This window comes from Anaerobutyricum hallii (genome assembly GCF_900209925.1).
In the GTDB taxonomy this organism is placed as follows: Bacteria; Bacillota; Clostridia; order Lachnospirales; family Lachnospiraceae; genus Anaerobutyricum; species Anaerobutyricum soehngenii.
The window spans coordinates 2,244,609-2,264,326 of record NZ_LT907978.1; the positions used below are offsets into that span (position 1 = coordinate 2,244,609).

19 protein-coding genes are annotated in these 19,718 nt (G+C 38.3%); all 19 read right to left on the reverse strand.

Translation table 11 applies throughout. The features are described from left to right. Positions 1–141 precede the first annotated feature (141 nt). Complete coding sequence (locus EHLA_RS10240; protein ID WP_242970718.1) at positions 142–687, reverse strand: cell division protein SepF; 546 nt, start codon at positions 685–687, stop codon at positions 142–144. 15 nt (positions 688–702) lie between these two features. Next, positions 703–1,395, reverse strand: a complete 693-nt coding sequence (locus EHLA_RS10245; protein WP_096240745.1) for a YggS family pyridoxal phosphate-dependent enzyme — start codon at positions 1,393–1,395, stop codon at positions 703–705. After that, a complete protein-coding gene (locus EHLA_RS10250) occupies positions 1,395–2,780 on the reverse strand; it encodes an HlyD family efflux transporter periplasmic adaptor subunit (protein ID WP_096240746.1) in 1,386 nt (461 codons plus the stop codon). The genes EHLA_RS10245 and EHLA_RS10250 overlap by 1 nt, the downstream gene beginning before the upstream one ends. A 1-nt stretch (position 2,781) precedes the next feature. Further along, on the reverse strand, positions 2,782–3,729 hold the full coding sequence (locus EHLA_RS10255; RefSeq protein ID WP_096240747.1) for a TIGR01212 family radical SAM protein: 948 nt from the start codon (positions 3,727–3,729) through the stop codon (positions 2,782–2,784). A gap of 132 nt (positions 3,730–3,861) precedes the next feature. Further along, positions 3,862–4,278: a hypothetical protein gene (locus EHLA_RS10260; protein WP_021907125.1), complete on the reverse strand. Its 417-nt coding sequence runs from the start codon at positions 4,276–4,278 to the stop codon at positions 3,862–3,864. Between the two features lie 119 nt (positions 4,279–4,397). Then, entirely contained in the window at positions 4,398–5,363 is a 966-nt protein-coding gene (locus tag EHLA_RS10265) for a D-alanyl-D-alanine carboxypeptidase family protein (RefSeq protein WP_096240748.1), read from the reverse strand. A gap of 24 nt (positions 5,364–5,387) precedes the next feature. Continuing rightward, complete coding sequence (gene mgsA, locus EHLA_RS10270; RefSeq protein WP_021907127.1) at positions 5,388–5,783, reverse strand: methylglyoxal synthase; 396 nt, start codon at positions 5,781–5,783, stop codon at positions 5,388–5,390. Between the two features lie 13 nt (positions 5,784–5,796). Then, complete coding sequence (locus EHLA_RS10275) at positions 5,797–6,921, reverse strand: FtsW/RodA/SpoVE family cell cycle protein (protein ID WP_096240749.1); 1,125 nt, start codon at positions 6,919–6,921, stop codon at positions 5,797–5,799. A 19-nt stretch (positions 6,922–6,940) separates the two neighbouring features. Further along, entirely contained in the window at positions 6,941–7,216 is a 276-nt protein-coding gene (gene minE / locus EHLA_RS10280; protein ID WP_021907129.1) for a cell division topological specificity factor MinE, read from the reverse strand. A 14-nt stretch (positions 7,217–7,230) separates the two neighbouring features. Continuing rightward, positions 7,231–8,022 (reverse strand): septum site-determining protein MinD, encoded by a 792-nt coding sequence (gene minD, locus EHLA_RS10285; protein WP_021907130.1) that lies wholly within the window; start codon positions 8,020–8,022, stop codon positions 7,231–7,233. 21 nt (positions 8,023–8,043) lie between these two features. After that, positions 8,044–8,790 carry a septum site-determining protein MinC gene (gene minC, locus EHLA_RS10290; protein WP_021907131.1) on the reverse strand — a complete coding sequence of 249 codons (747 nt, stop codon included), beginning with the start codon at positions 8,788–8,790 and terminating at the stop codon, positions 8,044–8,046. A 79-nt stretch (positions 8,791–8,869) separates the two neighbouring features. Next, entirely contained in the window at positions 8,870–11,818 is a 2,949-nt protein-coding gene (locus EHLA_RS10295; protein ID WP_096241642.1) for a penicillin-binding transpeptidase domain-containing protein, read from the reverse strand. Next, positions 11,802–12,317, reverse strand: a complete 516-nt coding sequence (gene mreD / locus EHLA_RS10300) for a rod shape-determining protein MreD (protein ID WP_021907133.1) — start codon at positions 12,315–12,317, stop codon at positions 11,802–11,804. Before mreD ends, EHLA_RS10295 begins: the two co-directional genes overlap by 17 nt. 75 nt (positions 12,318–12,392) lie before the next feature. Next, the gene (gene mreC, locus EHLA_RS10305) at positions 12,393–13,262 is read right to left on the reverse strand and encodes a rod shape-determining protein MreC (RefSeq protein ID WP_096240750.1); all 870 of its coding nucleotides are present in this window, start codon (positions 13,260–13,262) and stop codon (positions 12,393–12,395) included. 15 nt (positions 13,263–13,277) lie between these two features. Beyond that, the gene (locus EHLA_RS10310) at positions 13,278–14,318 is read right to left on the reverse strand and encodes a rod shape-determining protein (RefSeq protein WP_021907135.1); all 1,041 of its coding nucleotides are present in this window, start codon (positions 14,316–14,318) and stop codon (positions 13,278–13,280) included. Between the two features lie 162 nt (positions 14,319–14,480). After that, on the reverse strand, positions 14,481–15,203 hold the full coding sequence (radC, locus tag EHLA_RS10315; protein ID WP_096240752.1) for a RadC family protein: 723 nt from the start codon (positions 15,201–15,203) through the stop codon (positions 14,481–14,483). A gap of 102 nt (positions 15,204–15,305) precedes the next feature. Then, positions 15,306–16,625, reverse strand: a complete 1,320-nt coding sequence (locus EHLA_RS10320; RefSeq protein WP_096240753.1) for an aminotransferase class I/II-fold pyridoxal phosphate-dependent enzyme — start codon at positions 16,623–16,625, stop codon at positions 15,306–15,308. Then, positions 16,609–17,583 carry a tRNA (adenosine(37)-N6)-dimethylallyltransferase MiaA gene (gene miaA / locus EHLA_RS10325; protein ID WP_096240754.1) on the reverse strand — a complete coding sequence of 325 codons (975 nt, stop codon included), beginning with the start codon at positions 17,581–17,583 and terminating at the stop codon, positions 16,609–16,611. Before miaA ends, EHLA_RS10320 begins: the two co-directional genes overlap by 17 nt. A gap of 6 nt (positions 17,584–17,589) precedes the next feature. Then, a complete protein-coding gene (gene mutL, locus EHLA_RS10330) occupies positions 17,590–19,710 on the reverse strand; it encodes a DNA mismatch repair endonuclease MutL (protein WP_096240755.1) in 2,121 nt (706 codons plus the stop codon). Positions 19,711–19,718: the final 8 nt, after the last annotated feature.

The window sequence follows — 19,718 nt, forward strand, 5'->3', positions numbered from 1 at the left end:
TGTCCTCCTGAAATAAACGAAGCAGAGAGGATCTATGGACGGCCTCCACTCCATCCATAAATCCACTCTGCCTTTTGTTTCTCGTCCAACTATTCTCTCTGTTATTCTTCTATGTATATCCGGTATGTATATCCGGGTGTACTAAAAGTTTGAAAGCTCCGGTGACAGCATATCTTCACTGACAAGCTCTTCCCTGAGATCTCCTGTTACTTCAATATTTCCTGGAGCTACGATAAAAATGTTATTAGAAATTGCCTTTAAGGAACCATCTACTGCAAAGCATGCACCTCCGATAAAATCAATGATACGCTGTGCCTTTCCAATCTCGATTCCCTCAAGATTCACCACGATCGTCTTCCCTTCCTTTAAGAATTCTGCTACGATCTGTGCTTCATTAAATGTCTGCGCTCTGATTACTTTCACACTTTCACCTTCTTCTTTTCCATGAAACTGAATTACTCTTCCCTGATTACCATCGAACTCTTCTGAATCGGATACTTCCTTCTTCTTCCGTCTCAGAGAAAGAATTGGTTTATGAGGCTCATCATCTTCTTCCTCATCTTCCTCTTCCTCATCACTGTCATATCCTTCTTCTGTCACTTCGTTGTATTCTTCATCAAATGGTTCGGTTTCGTCATCTGCATCGCTTAACTTCATCATGTTTAAAAACTTTTCCGCAAACTTCACCCCATGTACCTCCTGTTATTTATTGTAATTCCGCGCCCCAAAGATTCCGGTACCGACACGTACCATCGTCGAACCTTCTTCTATGGCCACTTCGTAATCGTTGGTCATCCCCATAGATAAAATGTCCATAGATACATTATCAATGTTTTTCTCTCTAATGTCAATAAATAATTGATGTAATTTTTTAAAATAACAGCGATTTTCTTCTGGATCGTCCACAAAAGGAGCGCTTGTCATCAATCCCCTTACATGAACATGCGGCAACTTACTGATTTCTTCTACCAGTGCGATCACTTCCGGTCCATCGATTCCAAACTTGGTATCTTCCTGTGCGATGTTTACCTGTACAAGAATCTGCGCTTCTACATTCTTCTTTACCGCTTCTTTTTCAATCTGCTTTGCCAGATGGAAGGAATCTACGGAGTGAATTAATTCTACTTTATCAATAATATACTTTACTTTATTCGTCTGAAGATGTCCAATCATATGCCAGTGTACTGGTTTGGAAATATTCTCATACTTCTCACACAGCTCCTGCACATAGTTTTCACCATATTCCATCTGTCCCGTCTCAAGAAGCTCTTCAATATCAGAAAGAGGTTTCATCTTACTTACTGCCACTAACGTAACTTCTTCCGGTTTTCTTCCTGCTCTTTCACATGCGCTTTTAATATTTGTCTGTACTTTTTTTAAATTATCTTTAAGCATTAATAAATCACCTGGTCTTCCTTTACTGTATCACTATTTAAAATAATTCGGTCATAAAGTTCTATTCCGCTGTTTTTTGCAGATACAATACAATAGTCTTCATTTCTCTCTACCATCTCGATCTGTTTAAAAACAGTATAACCTCTGTTTACAATATAAACGCCCTGTATCTGACTCTTATTCTTTAATGTATAGATCTTTTCTTTATTGGTTTCCGATAGAACTGTACCTTTTGTCAGATTCGCAGAATAAACATAGACATAATCTTCATCCGATTTATAAACATTCACAGCTGCCTGTGTCAAAACCTTTTCTCCCTTTTTGTTTGTCTTCATTATGTTGACCTGCTCTTTTTTCGAAGAGTTGCCGCCATTTACAAGAAAACTTTTTGGAATTTTATATACTTCCTTTTTTACAAGAGAACTTGACGGAATTTTTAATCCCTTGGTTTCTGATAAAGTAAGTGACACATAAAGATATCTCTGATTCAAATATCTTTGTATATAATTATCAAAACTCAGAATAACATAATAACTGTCATTCTGTTTTAAACAATGATATTGTGCTGCTGCCACAAAATTATCTTTATGGAATGTCACCTGAATCGTCTGTCTGTCTTCTTCCCTCTTCTTTAAACGATCATAATCATTCTTATTAACAGGAATCATTAGCTGCCAGTCCTGTCCCTCTACAAGACGATATACCGGTTTTCCCGCTTTTTGTTTTTTATCTGTGCGAAGATCCTTCATCTTCACTTTATTGACAAAAATATTTTTTGAAACTTTTTCCTGTTCTAGCTTTTCCATTCCATCAGATAAAAAAGAAACCAAGCCTTCTTTAGGCGATGCGGCTGTAATATATGCACTCTGTCCGTATTTCTGTGCAAGCTCTTCTTTATTCTGAGCAAGCATTGTATCTGTATATGCTAAAAGCGTACTACTGATATCATTCTGTGTTTCATACAGAAGAGAAAAATTATTATCTGTATAACCTTCACTGAATACTTTTAATTTCTCTACTACCTGTTCTTTTTCATCCTGACTGACGGAATTCTTTTTCTCAAGCATCTGTTTCAAATACTTTCGTACTTTTCCTGTAGTATCTACCGTATAGACTGTACCATTTTGACGAATCATTGAACCTTCCTGAACATAATAATTAATATATCCACTTTGTTCTGTATGCACCAGAGTTTCTTTTCGAAGAATCACTCCCGTTCCATCGATACTGTCTACGATATCACTTGCGCTCACCTCATAGATTGCCAGTTTGCTTTTTCCAAGATAACTCAATATGTATGCCATCAGATAGATCACAATAATGAGAAATATCAAAGTTCCGAGATTCATATGCAAATGTACACTTTTCTTTTTTTGTTTTGCCATATTATATCTCCCATCTATTTAAAGCTGCCCCGTTGAGATAATTGTACTTTGTTCCCTGAACATACCCTTTCTCTTCCATGAGCGCCTTCCATTCATCTGTTAATTTCCACCAGCTGTTTCCCCAATTTGAAAAAGCGGAATCTTTTTCAGGGATACGGCTAAACAATCTTTCCACTGTAATGTCCGGTCTTAATAATGCAATAAACTCTGTTAATCTGTTTAAATATTCTTCTTTGGGGCAAATTTCGATTTCTCCACGAATATACTTATCATATAATTCGCACTGCTTAGGAATGTATAAAGAATGCAGCTTCACCATGGAAATCGGCAATGTAGACAGGATTCTTGCAGATTCCTCCGCATCATCCATCGTATCCCCCGGAAGGTTCAGAATCATATGTACGCAAACAGGAAAATGATACGGCGCAATTCTTAAAACCGCATCAATAAATTCTGCGAGTCCATGACCTCGGTTCATCTCCATTAATGTATGATAATTCACTGTCTGTAATCCAAGTTCTATAGATACTTCTATTCCTGTCCGGCTACTGAATTCATAAAATGCTTCCAGGTAATCCTGTCTGATGCAATCCGGTCTTGTCGAAATTGAAATCTCAACAATATCCTCTACTTTTGATGCTTCTTCCATATAGCCAAGTAATCTGTCTAAAGGAAGAAATGTATTGGTATAATTCTGAAAGTAAGCAATAAACTTATGTGCATGATAACGTTTTTCTACTTTTGTCCTTGATGCTGCTAACTGTTCAAAAACAGAAACTGAACTGTCACTTGCTTCAAATCCTGTCCCTGCTTCCGCGCAGAAAAGACAGCCCTTTCCATCTTTTTTATTTGGGCAGGTTACGGGAAGATTCACAGGAAGCTTATATACTTTCTCTCCGTATTTATCTTTTAAATATTGTGAATATGCATAATAATATTGTTTTTCCATTTTAGCTTAAACCATAAAAAGGCAGCCTCATAATAATATGAGGCGCCTTAACCTTTTCGTATCTTATTCAAATTCCAGATATCCGCCATGTATGTAATATTATCGGACGGTTCTGCATCAGATAATAACGAATTATAATGCGTGAGAAACGTATTTCTGTACAGATTCCGGCATATTTTCTTTATCTACGGAAGCGCTGATTACAAAATCAACCCCAAACTTGTCAGATAAAGCACCAAGTTTTTCAACTGCGTAATCAAGATTATCATCAATACATGCTGTAGTAAGGAAACTATCAAGATAAATCTTATCTAAGTCATGGTCCTGAGAAATAATTCCTGCAATAAAGCCAAGGAACATATCTGTATCTGTTACATTAAATTCAGGAACTACAATAAGACGAATCTGATTGCTTAATTCATACATATGCTTATTGTTCTTATCAAGGTAAACGATTGTGCCTTTTGTCAGCTTAATGTCATCATTTACCTGCTGAATTAAGATCTTAGTTTTTCCTTTTCCTTTCGCACCTGCAATAATATCAATCATGTGAATATCCTCCTTTAGATATATTATTGGACTGTAGTCCTTTCTTTTGTAATGAGAAAGACTCGTGCCAACTCCCTTATATGTTATATTATAATTTATATCATATAAAAGCACAACCTTTAATTTGTTGTTTTTTCTAATAGTCTGGTCATTGACGAATACAAAGCCTCCTTTGTTTCTGCTCCAAGTACAACGGAGAAAAAACGCTCTCCTTTTTTATTCTTTGTCATCAATATCAGACAGGACTTCGCCATAGAGGTCGTTCCCGTCTTGCCACCATACATCACTACACCTTCCGGTACAGGGAATTCATTCAGAAGATAGTAGTTTGTACTCTGCATATACTCATTAATCTGTGTTTTCTTTGCTGTAGTATATGTCATTGTATAGTCCTTTGAAGATACTGTATCAACAAATTCTTCATGCTTCACTGCCTCTTTAAAGATTAGATAAAGATCGTACGCAGTCGTATAATGATCGTTATTGTGAAGTCCGTTTGGATTGACAAAATGTGTATGTGTCGCTCCTAATTCTTTGGCCCGCTCATTCATCATATCTATAAACTTGGCTTCAGAACCTGCTACATACTCAGCAAGTATTACTGCACAGTCATTTGCAGATTTGATCAGCATCGTATGGAAAACCTGGCTTACAGTGACGGTATCTCCCTTTGTAAGGGTACTGATCACTGCTCCGTCTTCTGTTAAATTAATGTCATGCTTTAACGTAATCTCGTCATCCATATTTCCATGCTCTAATGTCAGCAATGCAGTCATTACCTTTGTAATACTGGCCGGATATAACTTATCAAAACAATGATATGATTGTACAATCTCGTTCGCACTGTCATTAATCAATAAATCCGCATAATCATTGCTCTGATAATTCGGGTCTGTCGCTTCTGAATCAGACACTACTGCAAGTTCTGCTGCCATCCCCTCTAAATCTGAACCTGCCTCTTCTTTATTCTCTGCATAGTAAGATGCAAAAGAATCTGTGATCTTAAAAGGATTCCCACTGCATCCACTACACAACGCTGCTACTAACACAAAAATACTGATTGTGCATATTATTCTCTTTTTCATAGTCACTCTTTCTCTTTGTCTGTACTATCTGTACATTTCTCTCCACTCAAGGTCTCCTCTTTCAAGAGCCTTAACTAATAACTCTGCTGTTGCAAGATTCGTTGCAAGTGGAATATTGTGTACATCACATAAATGCATTACATTAAATATATCCGGCTCATGAAGCTGCTGATTCTGTGGGTCTCTCAGGAAAATAACCATATCGATGAGATTATGTTCAATCTGAGAAGCCATCTGCTGTTCTCCACCAAGTGGTCCTGCCAGATATTTGTGTATCGTGAGGTTCGTTACTTCCTCAATAAGTCTTCCTGTTGTTGCGGTTGCAAACAGTTCATGCTTATTAAGAATTCCTCGATAAGCAATACAAAAATTCTGCATTAATTTCTTCTTTCCATCATGTGCGATTAATCCAATATTCATATGTTTTCCCCTCCTAGTAGTGTCTTTGTAATCCTATATTTAGCACAATCCCTATACCTGCCATATAACTTAACAATGATGTTAATCCATAACTTACAAATGGCAACGGCAATCCTGTATTCGGAAGTAATTCTGTTGCCACTCCGATATTAATAAATGACTGGAAACCAATCAGTGCAGCCATTCCTACTGCAATGAGCCGTCCACTCATATTCTTCGCGACATATGCCGTCTTAAAACATTCTATCATTATTATAGCCAATAATGCAATAACAATAACACTTCCGATAAACCCTGTTTCTTCTCCGACTACAGAAAAGATAAAGTCGGTCTGCTGTTCTGACACAAATCCCGTATCAGATACTGTAACATCTGCGATCGTATTATTATTCAGTCCCTTTCCATATAGTTTGCCTGAGCCGATTGCCATAACAGAATTATCCTGCTGATATGCGGTCGTAGACGAATATTTTGAAGGCTCTAAAAATGTCATAATTCTGGTAACCTGATAATCATGAAGTAATACCTGATTCGGTGTCTGTATGTACCAGATAAAAAGGAAGCCCAGCGGTATGATGATCGGTATGATTATTTTGAGACATTTTTTAATCAGTGTACCGGAAAGACCTCCTACAAAAATTACAGACATCAATATGAATGTAATATCTAACGTAGTTGAAAGGTTCGGTTCTATCACTACCAGGAAAAGAGGCAGCGCACACAATAGAGCAAGTTTAAAAAGTACTTTCCATTCCATGAAATCTTCTTCATGTTCCTGTATGTACACCGCCACAAATATTATCATAATAATTTTGGTCAATTCTGACGGCTGAAGTCTTGTAAAGCCAAGATTAATCCATCTCTGGGCACCATTTACTTTAACACCAACAAGTTTTACGAGAACAAGGAGCACAATATTAATCAGGTACAAAATCCTGCTGAAGCCACATACAAAATTAAAATTCACAACAGACAACAATAACATGATTCCTGCACAAAATATTAGTCCAATCAACTGTTTACTCGTATAGCTGCTGTCCGCACTATTGATAAACATCACTCCCATCCCGCTTAAAATAAGAACTGCGCTTATCAACACCCAATTATAATTTTTAAATTGGTATTTCTGTTTTAACATGTTTCTCCTCCTGCGTTCGCTATCTAGGAGATCTTAGTTCTTTGATCGGTATATTGGCATAAATTGCCGGAACATTTCCATGTCCTCCATCCGACTCTGTCTGGGTTATCTGAATATCCAGTCCTTCTGTATCAATCTCCATGTATTTTGAAATTACTTTTATTATGTCGTTTTTTATTAATTCCATCGTTTCCGGTGAACAGTTTGCTCTGTCAGATACCAGAACAAGCTTCAAACGGTCTTTCGCCGTACTGCCCGATGTTTTTTTTCTAAGAAAGCTATCCATGAACCCCATTAGATTCTCCCCCTTTAGTAACCACGTTTAAATAAATTTGCTATTTTTTTCAGTATGCCTTCTGTCTCAAACTCCATGATCGGAACTTCTTCTCCAAGCACCCTGTGACAAATATTAGCAAACGCTCTTCCAGCCTGTGTATCAGAACCAACAAGTGGTTCTCCTTCATTTGTTGCAATGACAATACTCTCATCATCCGGAACTACACCAATCAGATCAATAGCAAGAATATCAACGACATCTTCTACAGACATCATGTCTCCACGCTTCACCATATCCATGCGGATTCTATTGATAACTAATTCTATCTTTTTCAGCTCTTCCGCCTCTAAAAGTCCGATAATCCTGTCTGCATCACGAATGGCAGAAACTTCCGGAGTTGTTACGATGATAGCCCGGTCCGCACCTGCGATGGCATTCTTAAATCCCTGCTCAATACCAGCCGGACAATCAAGAAGAATATAATCAAACTCTGTTCTCAGCTCATCCACAAGCTTTTTCATCTGTTCTGGGCTTACAGAACTTTTATCTCTTGTCTGGGCAGAAGGCAAGAGGAAAAGATTAGAATATCTTTTATCTTTAATCAGTGCCTGTTTTAAGCGGCAGTTCCCCTCTACAACATCTACAAGATTATATACTATACGATTCTCTAATCCCATAACAACATCAAGATTACGAAGTCCTATATCTGTGTCGATCATAACCACTTTCTTATCCAGTTTTGCAAGTCCCGTTCCAATATTCGCTGTTGTCGTGGTCTTTCCAACTCCACCTTTTCCAGATGTAATAACAATTACCTCACTCATCTTTGTTCTCCTTTATCTCACTTAACTAATACTAATCTCACTGATCAACGACCTCGTAATCGTTTCAATAAAAATATTGTCATTCTCTACAAATGCCAGCTTCGCAAGCAATTCCTGCTGATTCTTTCTTCTGACATTCTTTTTTGTACTCTTCCCCCTCTGATCTGGTGAGCGGGCAATATAACTGCCAATCTGTATCTGCATTGGCTCCATCATAAGCGCTGCCACAAATGCGCTCTTATCATCCGGATATCCGGCATGTACTGTTCCTTTCAGACATCCTAACACCACAACATTGCCCCCCGCAATAATCTGTGCGCCTGGATTGATATCGCCAAGAATTACTATACTTCCATCTACTTCTATCTTCTGACCTGAACGCAATGTTCCACGATAAAACTGGCCATTCTTTCCCAGACGATTCTCCGGAAAAGATTCTTCCGTTTTATGTTCCTCTTTTTTTTCCTCTTCTTTAAGTTCCGATAACACTTTAGCAAACTGTGTCTCATATACTTTTGCGCCATCGATCACACAGCTTATATTAAGCCCACTGTTCTCAGCTATCGTATCTACCAGAAGATTCTGTTCTCCGGACGTGAGTTCCCGTCCTGTAAAACTTACCGCGATTGGCTTTTTTAAATCAAAAAAATGAGTAGATTCCTTAAACTTGTCCCCCACTTCCCGAAGAAGTTCTTCAAAAGGAAGTGTAGGATTCAGCACAATCTGAAATCCATATTTATTCCCTTTAATTATAACGGAACTTTTCATATCTCCTCCTGTTTGCTAGCATATACTCCGGGAATCTTTCGCGTCCGAACTTTTCAAGTCGAGCCGCCGCAGGAGTATATTAATCATTACTTCCATCTGAACCGCTAGGCAGTAATGCTGTAGTCGCCTTCTTTTCTGCCTTGCTGGCCTTTCCAAAATAGTACTTATAGATATCTCTGGCAATCTCTGCAGCATTGGCTGAAGTGTAACCATTTGGCACTACTACGGTCATGGTAATATCCGGATTGTCATACGGAGCATAAGATATGAATAATGCATGGTTCGGTCGCTTTTTGTTCTCCTGTGCTGTACCGGTCTTGCCAGCTACTTTCATTCCCTGTTTCTTATACAGGTACTTGATAGAGCTGTCCTTTCCGTTAACCACACCGATCATACCTTTCTTTATCAAATCAAATGTAGATGAGCTGATCTTCAGTTTTTCTTCTGTTTTCTTCTCATAAGAAGTCAATGTGTTTCCCTCTGCATCTGTGGTTTTCTCTAAAAGAGACAGATCCAACAGATTCTTGTGGTTTACAAGGGATGTCACATATCTTGAAATCTGACTTGGTGTATAACTGTGGGTACCCTGTCCTATTGCTGAACGAATCGCATCTTCATCTGAAATATGCGGCTCATATTCTGTGATTTCCACACCGGACTTTCGATTTAAGCCATACATTGATGCATACTTCTTTAACTTTGTTAAACCTCTCTGGCTGTTATAGGTTCCATTCACCGTACCAAGATTATATCCCATCTGATAAAAGAAGAAGTTACAGGATACAGCGATTGCTCCACTTACATTAAGTGAGCCATGCGCATTCGGATAAATCCAGCACTTCGCTGCCGGAGAAATCTTATCAAAAATCCCTGTACACTTTACATATGTAGAAGCTGTAGCTACGCCTTCCTCAAGAACTGCCGTAGATGAGATTGGTTTAAATGTTGAACCAGGCGCTGTCCTTGACTGCGTGGCCCTGTTTAACATCGGCGAAGATAAATCTGTATTAAGAGATGCATAGTATTCTGAATCAATTCCATTCGCAAGGCGATTATTATCATAGCTTGGATAGGAAACCATCGCCCTTACCTCTCCGGTATCAGGGTCTGTAATAATAACAGAACCGGAACATGGATCTAAGGCAAGCTGAGCTGGTGTAATTTCTATATTCTTTATCTTTTTGTACATGAAATTATAAGCAGACATTTTGCCTGTATACAAACTATTACAATCCTTATCTTTCTTTTTATCAAGAACTCCCTGATCATATAAAAGCAGACAAACTTTCCGTCCGCTCAGCGTTCCACTTTTGATCATATACTCATATAGAATTTTATCAAAGTCTTCCTCAGATTTCAATGCATCAACAATATAATTTATTAATTCGTCATATATTTCATCTGCATCATAATAATCTGACTTAATATTAAAGGAGCTGATATTAATCCACTCATTATTGATCGCATATTGAAGAAACTTTCGGAATGTGATTTTTTCCTCTTTCCAGTCAAGATAAACCTGATCATTCTCATCAATAGAAGAAGCAACAAGAATTCCGTCATTCTCTAACATTTTGTAAATATAATTTACATAATCCTGCTTCTCCTCGCTAAGATATTTACGAACTGTCGTTCCTGTTTTCAAATCTTTTCGAAGAGTGTTTAATACACTTTCCTGTTTCTTCTTATAAATTCTGTAAACATCTTTTTCATTACTTTTCGCATTTTTCTTTGCTAATCTGGAAATATTTATAATATTATTATCAAGAAGCGCATAATATACGTCCTTTATCGGAACTCGTTTGTCTGAGCCGGCAGTATCTGCTGTTGTTAGATGTGCAAGCAGAATTCCTGCAAGACGTCGTTCTAAAATATTATAGGCATACTTCTGCAAATCCGCATCGATCGTCAAATACACATTGTTACCTGCGGAAGCCTTTGTTGTCTTTACTGTCTTAATAATCTTACCAAGATTATCTACTAAAACATCTTTCTGTCCCTTCTTTCCCTGAAGAGTACTTTCCATCGTCTTTTCGATTCCAGTCTTACCGACAACATCGTTTGCCTCATACTTGCCATTGTCCGCATTCAATTCTTTTAATTCGCTTTCGGAAATCACTCCCGTATATCCCAAAATAGAAGAAAAATACTTTGCATCATTATATTTACGAAGAGAGTCTGCCTTAATGGAAACTCCCGGATATTCCTCCTCATGTTCCGAAATAGCAGCAATACTTTTATCGCTGATATTCGCTGCCACAGTAATCGGCGTTGTCTGTGAATAACGGTTCATAAATACATCATACCGCACCGACATGATCTTTAATGTATCCTCTGTAGAATAACTGTCCGAGATACCAAACATACTTCCCGTTCCCTGTGGACCACCTTTTCCGCTTCTCAGATATTCATACACTTCCTCCGGTGTAGAATTCAAATATTTCTCCGCTTTCTTTTTTTCATCACCGGACAGATTATCGATATTAGCAATTCCATAAATATCTTTTTTAAATCTCGTAAGCGCTGAGCCAGACACTGTAAATTTCAGCTTTCCCTTGCTGTTTACTGTCATAGGAAGGCTGTAATTTATCGTATCACCATTCTGCTCTAAAACCTTCACCAGCTTATAGATTACCTCATTTCTAACTTCATTCTCTGTTACTTTCGGACCATTCTTTCCATTTTTAGCTGTTCTCTCCTGGGCAATCTTACTCGTTTTTTCTGAATTCTCCAACGTCACTGTATAAGCCAGCTGATTATAAGCCAGTATCTTTCCCTTGCAATCGTATATATTTCCTCTTGCACCACTGATCTCAATCGTCTTCTTTATCTTATAGTTAAAATTCGCCAGATGTTCATCACCCTGTATGATCTGTAATACGAAAAGTCGATAGATTAAAACACAAAATAATGCCGTCAACAGTACTCCCATAATGATAATACGGTTGGAAAGCAGCTCTATAATCTGATTCTTTGTTTTTGCCTTATCCGTCTCCTGCTTTTTTTTGAATTTAAACAAAATCTGCACCCCGCTTTTCATTCTTTTCCAACCAGTCGTTTATTCTCAATAAAATCTGATAAAATACAAGACCTACCGCTACGGTATAAACTATTTCCGGAAGAATAATATTTTTAAGATAATAGACAATACGTAAATGATTATGTAACAATCCACAAAGAATATACATAATGACTCCATAGACTAGATCATTTACACCGATCAGGACAAGTGGAAGAATATTGTCATCTGAATAATAGATTCGATGAAAAAATCCATCTACAAAACCAAACATCATATATAAAAAAGCAAATCCACCGATTGTTGAGCCATAAAAAATATCCATCAAAAGCCCACTGAAAAATCCAACGATCATTCCTGGCTTCTGGCCTCTCATTACTGCTATTGAGGAAATAAAAATCAGTAATATATTCGGTGCGATTCCTGCCAGTTTAATCAACTCAAATACGGAAGTCTGCAATATAAAACAAATAAATACCAGTACTGCTGTCACTATTCCTCGTTTCATAATAAATCCCTTCTTACACAAATGGCGGAAAGAGAAATATCTGTACGATACCCTTATTTCCGCCTGATTTATCCTTTAATCTGCACTTTCACTATCTGCGGGAACTTCTTTTAGCTGTGTGATAACCAGCACATCTTCAAGATGCTGAAAATCTACAAACGGTGTCACTTTGGCAGACTGTGTCAAATTGGAGGAATCTGTAGAAATACTGCTGACTGTTCCTATCTTAATGCCTTCTAAATATTTTGAACTGATATGTGAAGTGATCAGTTCTTCCCCTTCTTTCATATCTGCATCTTTACTGATATAGGTCACATCGATCGTTCCATCTTTTTGAACAGATTCACTGTTTCCCTGTACGACACAGGTATCTCCAGTCTGAGATGACTTGGCACTTACGCTGCTGGTATCATTTATAATTGAACATACCTTTGCATAGGTCCGTCCGGTTTCCGTTACGATTCCGACCAGACCTCCATCTGCCAGTACATTCATATTTACCTTGATTCCATCTTTTGTACCTTTATTAATAATAAAAGTATTATACCAGTTGCCGCTTCCCTTGCTGATTACTCTCGCTCCCACTTTCTTATACTGGGAGTATTCTTTATCCATCTTCAGAAGCTTTTGCAGACTATTCAATTCGTTTTCATTGGTACTTAAAGTTTCGTTTTCCTGCGTTAACTCTTTCACCTTCTGATTAAGCTTTGCATTCTCCTTTTTCAGTTCCTTCATACTCTTAAATGAGCCAACATGCTCTCCTACCCAGACTCCAAAAGAGTTAATTCCATCCTGCATTGGAATAACTACCGTTTCTGCGACTGCAGAAAGAGGTTTCACCACATCTTTTAATACTGTACTGACAGACAGAAGTAATATACAAAGAACTGTCAGCAAAATAAGCATCGTTTTAGGTGAAAACTCAAAATTATGACGATTTTTCATAGTACCACTCCTTGATTAATGGAAATCAGAATCCTGTAAATTATGAGCCAGTCTTTCATAATCCGGATTTTCCATAATCATTCCTAATCCTTTTACTACAGTAAGTTCCGGTTCTTCCATCTTCATAATGGAAAGTCCTGTCTCCTGCTGGATAAGAAGATCCAGATTCTTAATATGGGTAGATGCACCTGTCATACATATTCCATCATGCATGATGTCCATGGATAATTCCGGTGGTGTCTTCTCTAAAATGAACTTAATCGCATCAATAATAGATGAAAGGCTCTCTGACATTGCCTCAAAAATGAGATGATTTGTAACAGTTACCCTATTAGGAAGACCTGTGATCAGATTACGGCCCATTACGTCATACGTAATCTCTTCCTCTTCCTTGATACCGCTTGCCAGCTGCATCTTCAGGCGCTCTGCACTCTTCATACCAATTACAAGGTTATGCTTTTTCTTAACAGTCTGCTGAATCGCCTCATCAAACTTGGTTCCTCCAATCTTCAACAGACGACTCTGTACAATTCCACCAAGACTGATCAGACTGATTTCTGTTGTATCTGCACCGATATTAACAATCAGACGACCAGTCGCATCCATGACATCAAGACCTGCTCCAAGTGCATCCGCGATTGGTTTTTCAACAATACGAATCTTCTTTGTCTTTAAAGAAGAGCTTGCGATCAGATCAAAAAACGCTCTTTTCTCTACTTCTGTGATATCAGAAGGTACTGCAATGTAAAACTCTGCATTGCCGCCGGCAGCAAGTCCTTCTGCAAACTTCTTTCCATGCATTCCTTTAAAGTATAACTGAATCATGGTCTGCATAGCAGTAAAATCGGCAATAACACCGTTAACGATCGGCTGTTTTACTTCGATGTTCTTCGGAGCCTTCTCATACATTGAGTATGCTTCATCTCCCAAAGCTAATGGCTCTTTTTTCTTCACCATAGCGATCATGTTCTTCTGATGTAAAATTACTCCTGCAGCTTTCTGGTAAATCTTGATGGAATTTGTTCCCATATCAATTCCATATATTTTTTCAGACATTGGTATGTCTCCTTTCGTTAGCATTTATACATGAAACAAATGCGGTGTTGCCGCATTTATCTTTCCTCTTTGTCCGATATACCTGACATCAGGTACATTACATTAAGATCACGAGATTCAAGAATATGTCTATAATCTGTAATCCATGGTCACATCTATGACTCACATCATATTCTGTTCCCGCAAACTAGTATAGCACTTATCCCCTATAATGATGTGATCTGAAAGCGGAATTCCTAACAGTTCTCCCGCTTCTTTTATCTGTCTTGTGATAATGAGATCTTCCCGGCTCGGCTCCGGATATCCTGACGGATGATTATGAATCAGTATCATATATACTGCCTCACACCGAAGAGCTTCCACAAAAATATTTCTAACTGGAACCCAGGAACTGTTCGCCGTTCCCTTCGAAAGTAAAATCTCCTTCATCAGCCTGTGTCGTCCATCCAGAAGTAAAAGCATCACCTTTTCTACGGAAAGATGTCTCATATCTTCCATATAATAAGCTGCAATATAATCCGGCGAACTGAAATCACTTTCTTCTTTAATAGAAGCTCTCGCCAGTCTCTTAGACAACTCCAGTACACATAAAATCTCAATTGCCTTGACATTGCCTATACCGGGAATCTCTTTCAGCATCTCGATATCAAGATGATGCAGTCCTGCCAGTCCTTTATAAACCGGGTGTCTGTTCAAAAGCGAAAATGCAAGTTCCAGAGCAGTACAGCTTCGTGTTCCACAACGAATAATGACTGCTAACAGCTCTCCGTCTGTAAGACTCTCTGCGCCTGCTCTCAGACACTTCTCATACGGACGTTCTGTTTCCGGTCGTTCTTTCATCGTTACTTTCGCTGGTGATGACTGTATTGATGGCTGTCTTTCCATATTGGTCCCTCCTGTATTCTCTCCAGGCACGAACACACTGATTCGAAAAACATTTTACCATAAAAACAAACTTTTGTATATAGGGTACAAGGACAGCTTTCGTTAACTTTCTGTGTCATTTATTAAGATATCTTTAAGTTTTCCTGTCTCATATATTTTTTGTAAAGACATCATAATTCCATACTTTGCATGTTCCCAGGTAAGTCCCCCCTGAAAATAAACCGCATACGGATCCTTCATTGGGCCATCTGCACTAAGTTCAATGGAAGAACCAGAAACAAAAGCGCCTGCCGCCATAATTACTTTGGCATCATATCCCGGCATATCCCATGGTTCCGGACGAACAAAGCTGTCTACTGGTGCAGCTGCCTGAATTCCTTCGCAGAACGCTACCATCAGCTCAGGATCATGGAACTCCACTTCCTGAATGATATCATGACGACTTTCCTTACTGTCCGGAATCACTTTAAATCCAAGTTTCTCATAAATATTTGCTGCAAAAACCGCACCTTTTAACGCACCTTTTACAACGGTAGGAGCAAGGAAAAGTCCCTGTGTTAATGCAGGTGTCACGCCCAATGTAGCACCTACTTCCTTTCCAAGTCCCGGTGAAGTCAGACGATATGCCGCTCTGTCAATACATTCTTTTGTTCCGCAAAGATATCCACCGATCGGTGCAAGTCCACCACCTGGATTTTTAATCAATGAACCAACAATAAGATCTGCTCCGACCTGAGATGGCTCACTAATTTCTACGAATTCTCCATAACAGTTATCAACCATGCAAAGTACATCCGGCTTTCTTTCTTTAATAAAATGAATCAATTCTCCGATTCTTTTTACAGAAAGTGTCGGACGGGATGCATACCCTTTTGAACGCTGTATTGTAACAAGCTTTGTCTTGTCATTTAATGCTTTTTCTATTCCTTCCCAGTCAAACTCTCCATCTGGAAGCAGATCTACCTGACGATAACTAATGCCATATTCTGCAAGTGAACCATTGGATGGACGAATACCAATTACTTCTTCTAATGTATCATATGGCTTTCCTACCGGTGATAACAGCTCATCTCCCGGACGAAGCTGGCTCATGAGCGCAAGGGCAAGAGCATGTGTTCCACAGGTAATCTGTGGTCGCACCAAAGCATCCTCTGTTCCAAACACATCCGCATAAATCTTCTCTAGTGTTTCTCTTCCAATATCATTGTAACCATAACCGGTTGTCGGGGCAAAACAGGCTTCACTTAAATGATTCTTCTGCATGGCACGAAGCACCTTCATCTGGTTACATTCTGCTGTCTTATCTATCGATAAAAAGCGATCTTTTAATTCTTCTTCTACTTTCATGCAAAAGTCATATACTGGCTTCGCAATTCCCATCTGTGCATAATACTCTTCTAGTATTTTATCTCTTTGTTCCATTCCTGATTCCTTTCTCTTCTATTATATTTAAAACAGAATCAAGTAAATCTTTTTCCTGTTCATATTCTTTTTTATTCAGCCATATTACCTCTTTTTCTCTACGAAACCAGGTAAGCTGTCTCTTTGCAAAGTGCCTGGTATCTTTTTTTATCTTATCGACTGTATCCTCCAAAGTCATTCTGCCGTCAAAATAATCAAAAAACTCTTTATAACCGAGCCCCTGCATAGATACTAAATTCTTTGTATAACCTTCTTTTATGAGACTTTCAACTTCAAAAAGAAGACCCTCTTCCATCATGAGATCGACACGCCGGTTGATCCGGTCATATAGTTCTTCCCTGTCATGATATAAAACAAAGTACGCAAAGTTATACGGAGATTCTTTCTGTCTTTGTTCCTCATTATGTTCTGACAATTTCTTTCCGGTTTCTTTATAATATTCTAATGCGCGGATCACTTTCTTTACATTGTTACAATGTGTGATCTTTGCATATTCCGGATCTTTTTTCTTAAGTATTTCGTAAAGATATTCTTTTCCTTTTTCCTTTGCAAGCTGTTCTAATTCTTTACGGTAACTTTCTTTGTCTTCATGCTGTGAAAAATCAATATCATACAGTAACGCCTGGATATAAAATCCTGTTCCACCAACAATGATCGGTATATGTCCTGCCGCATAAATCTTTTTCATGGCTTCTTTTGATTTTTCCACAAAAGCTACTACATTAAACTCCTCCGATGGATCCAATTCATCAATCAGATAATGTGGTACTCCTTGCATTTCTTCCGGACGAATCTTTGCCGTACCTATATCCATCTTCTTATATACCTGCATAGAATCTGCACTGATAATCTCCCCACCGATACTTTTGGCCAGTTCGATAGAAAGACTTGTTTTCCCGGCAGCTGTCGGTCCGGTTAATATAATAAGAGGTTTCTTTTCCTGTTGTTTCACGACCATCCCCCTCTACTGCACTCTCTTAAACTTCTTTTCCAGTTCATATTTTGTCATTGAAATAATTGTCGGACGACCATGCGGACACTGGTATGGATTATCCAGCTTCATAAGCTGTTCCATAAGACTGTCCATTTCCTCATAAGACATCGTTGTATTTCCTTTTACCGCTGCCTTACATGCCATTGATGCCAGCTTATCCGTAATCATTTCCATATTCATCTTACCACTGTTTTCTTCAATCTGATCAAAGATTTCAATAAACAGCTCCTGTGGATCAATTCCGAGCAGATTTGCCGGAACCCCACGAATACAATACTCGTTTCCGCCAAATTCTTCAATAAGAAATCCCAGTTTTTTAAAAGATTCTTCACACAGTTCAAATTTTTGCTGTTCTTTTATACTAAAAGTAAGTATAATCGGCGGCGCAACCATCTGCTGGACAATTGTATTATTTTCGAGATCTTTTTTCAACTTTTCATACATCACTTTTTCATGAGCAGCATGCTGATCCACAAAAAACAATTTCTCATCATATTCTACCAGCCAGTACGTACGAAATACCTGCCCTATAATCCGGTGCTTTGGACGGGCTTCTTCAGAAAGAAGCGGAACATCCGCAAAACTCATCTGTGTACCTTTCGCATAGTTATCTGTTTCTTTTACAAGTTCAGCCTTTGTTTTTTCTACTTGAACCGGCTGCTGTAACTGTGGTTGTCCTGTATTAATTTCTGTATTGTTTTCAGATTTTTCAGGATCTATACTGCTTTTTTCCATTGTCTTTGGAATCACTTTATCAATTTCTTTTTGAATCGCAGTATTTTCTCCGACATGCAAACGGGCGATCCTTTCTTCAATCGAACTTCTTCGATTTGATATTTCTGATACATCCTCATCCTGAACACATCCCTGTCCATTCGGATTTAGCGCAGCATTTTGTACTCTGCCTTCTGCTTTTGAAAATGAGTCCTTTATTTTAGATTCATTATTTTCTTTTTTCTTTGCAATCTGCTTTATTTGTTCCGAAGAAAGAGAAGAAAACCGCTCTTCGATCGCTCTCCTCTTTTTTTCAAATGGTTCTGGAATCTTTCTCGCATTTTCCTTTACTTTTTGCTCATTACCAAGACCCACTTTGGGAATCAGCTCTTTTTTCACAAAACTACTCCGAACTGCACTCATAACAGAAGAATACAGTTCTTCTGCATTTCGAAAACGCATTTCCATCTTTGCCGGGTGAACATTCGCATCAAATGAATGAGGGTCCATTGAGATCATCAATGCTGTAAATGGAAATTTATGCACCATGGCATGTCCTTTATAGCCTTCTTCGATTGCTTTGCTGATAATATTATTTTTCAGATAACGTCCATTTACAAAATAGTTCTCATAATTTCGATTTCCGCGGGAAATAACCGGTTTTCCAATATAGCCATCAACTAGTATTCCATTTTCATTGCCTTTGACCGGCAAAAGATTCATTGCCACATCTCTTCCGAAAATATTATAGATAACATCTTTTAAATTTCCATTTCCTGATGTGGAAACTTTATTTTTATTATCACAGATAAACTTAAAAGAAATCGCTGGATGGCTTAAGGCAAGCCGCTGAATAAAAGATTCTACGTAACCTGCTTCTGTCATTTTTGACTTTAAAAACTTTCTTCTTGCCGGTGTATTAAAGAAAAGATCACGAATAATAAATGTTGTTCCTTCCGGACACCCAATCTCATCGCAGCTCTTTTCTTCGCCTCCTTCAATAACATAACGGATTCCGGAAATCCCTTCATCTGTTTTTGTGACAAGTTCCACCTTTGCAACCGCCGCAATACTTGATAATGCCTCGCCTCGAAATCCCAGTGAAGCCACCGTCTCAAGGTCATCTGCTGATCTGATCTTACTTGTTGCATGAGGAAGAAAAGCCTTACGAACCTGTTCTTTCTCAATGCCACATCCATTATCTGTTATTCGTATAAAATCAATGCCACCGCCTTTGATTTCCACTGTGACCGCTGTTGAACTGGCATCTACTGCATTCTCTACAAGCTCTTTTACAATAGAAGCAGGACGTTCTACTACTTCACCGGCTGCAATCTGATTAATCGTATCCTGATCAAGAACTTTTATTTCTGCCATGCTTTCTC

Bases quoted from the DNA above. Each gene is read 5' to 3' on its own strand.
- EHLA_RS10275 (WP_096240749.1), bottom strand. From the start codon at position 6,921: ATGTTAAAACAGAAATACCAATTTAAAAATTATAATTGGGTGTTGATA.
- EHLA_RS10250 (WP_096240746.1), bottom strand. From the start codon at position 2,780: ATGGCAAAACAAAAAAAGAAAAGTGTACATTTGCATATGAATCTCGGA.
- EHLA_RS10320 (WP_096240753.1), bottom strand. From the start codon at position 16,625: ATGGAACAAAGAGATAAAATACTAGAAGAGTATTATGCACAGATGGGA.
- EHLA_RS10265 (WP_096240748.1), bottom strand. From the start codon at position 5,363: ATGAAAAAGAGAATAATATGCACAATCAGTATTTTTGTGTTAGTAGCA.
- minD (WP_021907130.1), bottom strand. From the start codon at position 8,022: ATGAGTGAGGTAATTGTTATTACATCTGGAAAAGGTGGAGTTGGAAAG.
- EHLA_RS10260 (WP_021907125.1), bottom strand. From the start codon at position 4,278: ATGATTGATATTATTGCAGGTGCGAAAGGAAAAGGAAAAACTAAGATC.
- EHLA_RS10255 (WP_096240747.1), bottom strand. From the start codon at position 3,729: ATGGAAAAACAATATTATTATGCATATTCACAATATTTAAAAGATAAA.
- mutL (WP_096240755.1), bottom strand. From the start codon at position 19,710: ATGGCAGAAATAAAAGTTCTTGATCAGGATACGATTAATCAGATTGCA.
- mgsA (WP_021907127.1), bottom strand. From the start codon at position 5,783: ATGAATATTGGATTAATCGCACATGATGGAAAGAAGAAATTAATGCAG.
- EHLA_RS10245 (WP_096240745.1), bottom strand. From the start codon at position 1,395: ATGCTTAAAGATAATTTAAAAAAAGTACAGACAAATATTAAAAGCGCA.
- EHLA_RS10310 (WP_021907135.1), bottom strand. From the start codon at position 14,318: ATGTCTGAAAAAATATATGGAATTGATATGGGAACAAATTCCATCAAG.
- radC (WP_096240752.1), bottom strand. From the start codon at position 15,203: ATGGAAAGACAGCCATCAATACAGTCATCACCAGCGAAAGTAACGATG.
- mreC (WP_096240750.1), bottom strand. From the start codon at position 13,262: ATGAAAAATCGTCATAATTTTGAGTTTTCACCTAAAACGATGCTTATT.
- mreD (WP_021907133.1), bottom strand. From the start codon at position 12,317: ATGAAACGAGGAATAGTGACAGCAGTACTGGTATTTATTTGTTTTATA.
- minE (WP_021907129.1), bottom strand. From the start codon at position 7,216: ATGGGGTTCATGGATAGCTTTCTTAGAAAAAAAACATCGGGCAGTACG.
- minC (WP_021907131.1), bottom strand. From the start codon at position 8,790: ATGAAAAGTTCCGTTATAATTAAAGGGAATAAATATGGATTTCAGATT.
- miaA (WP_096240754.1), bottom strand. From the start codon at position 17,583: ATGGTCGTGAAACAACAGGAAAAGAAACCTCTTATTATATTAACCGGA.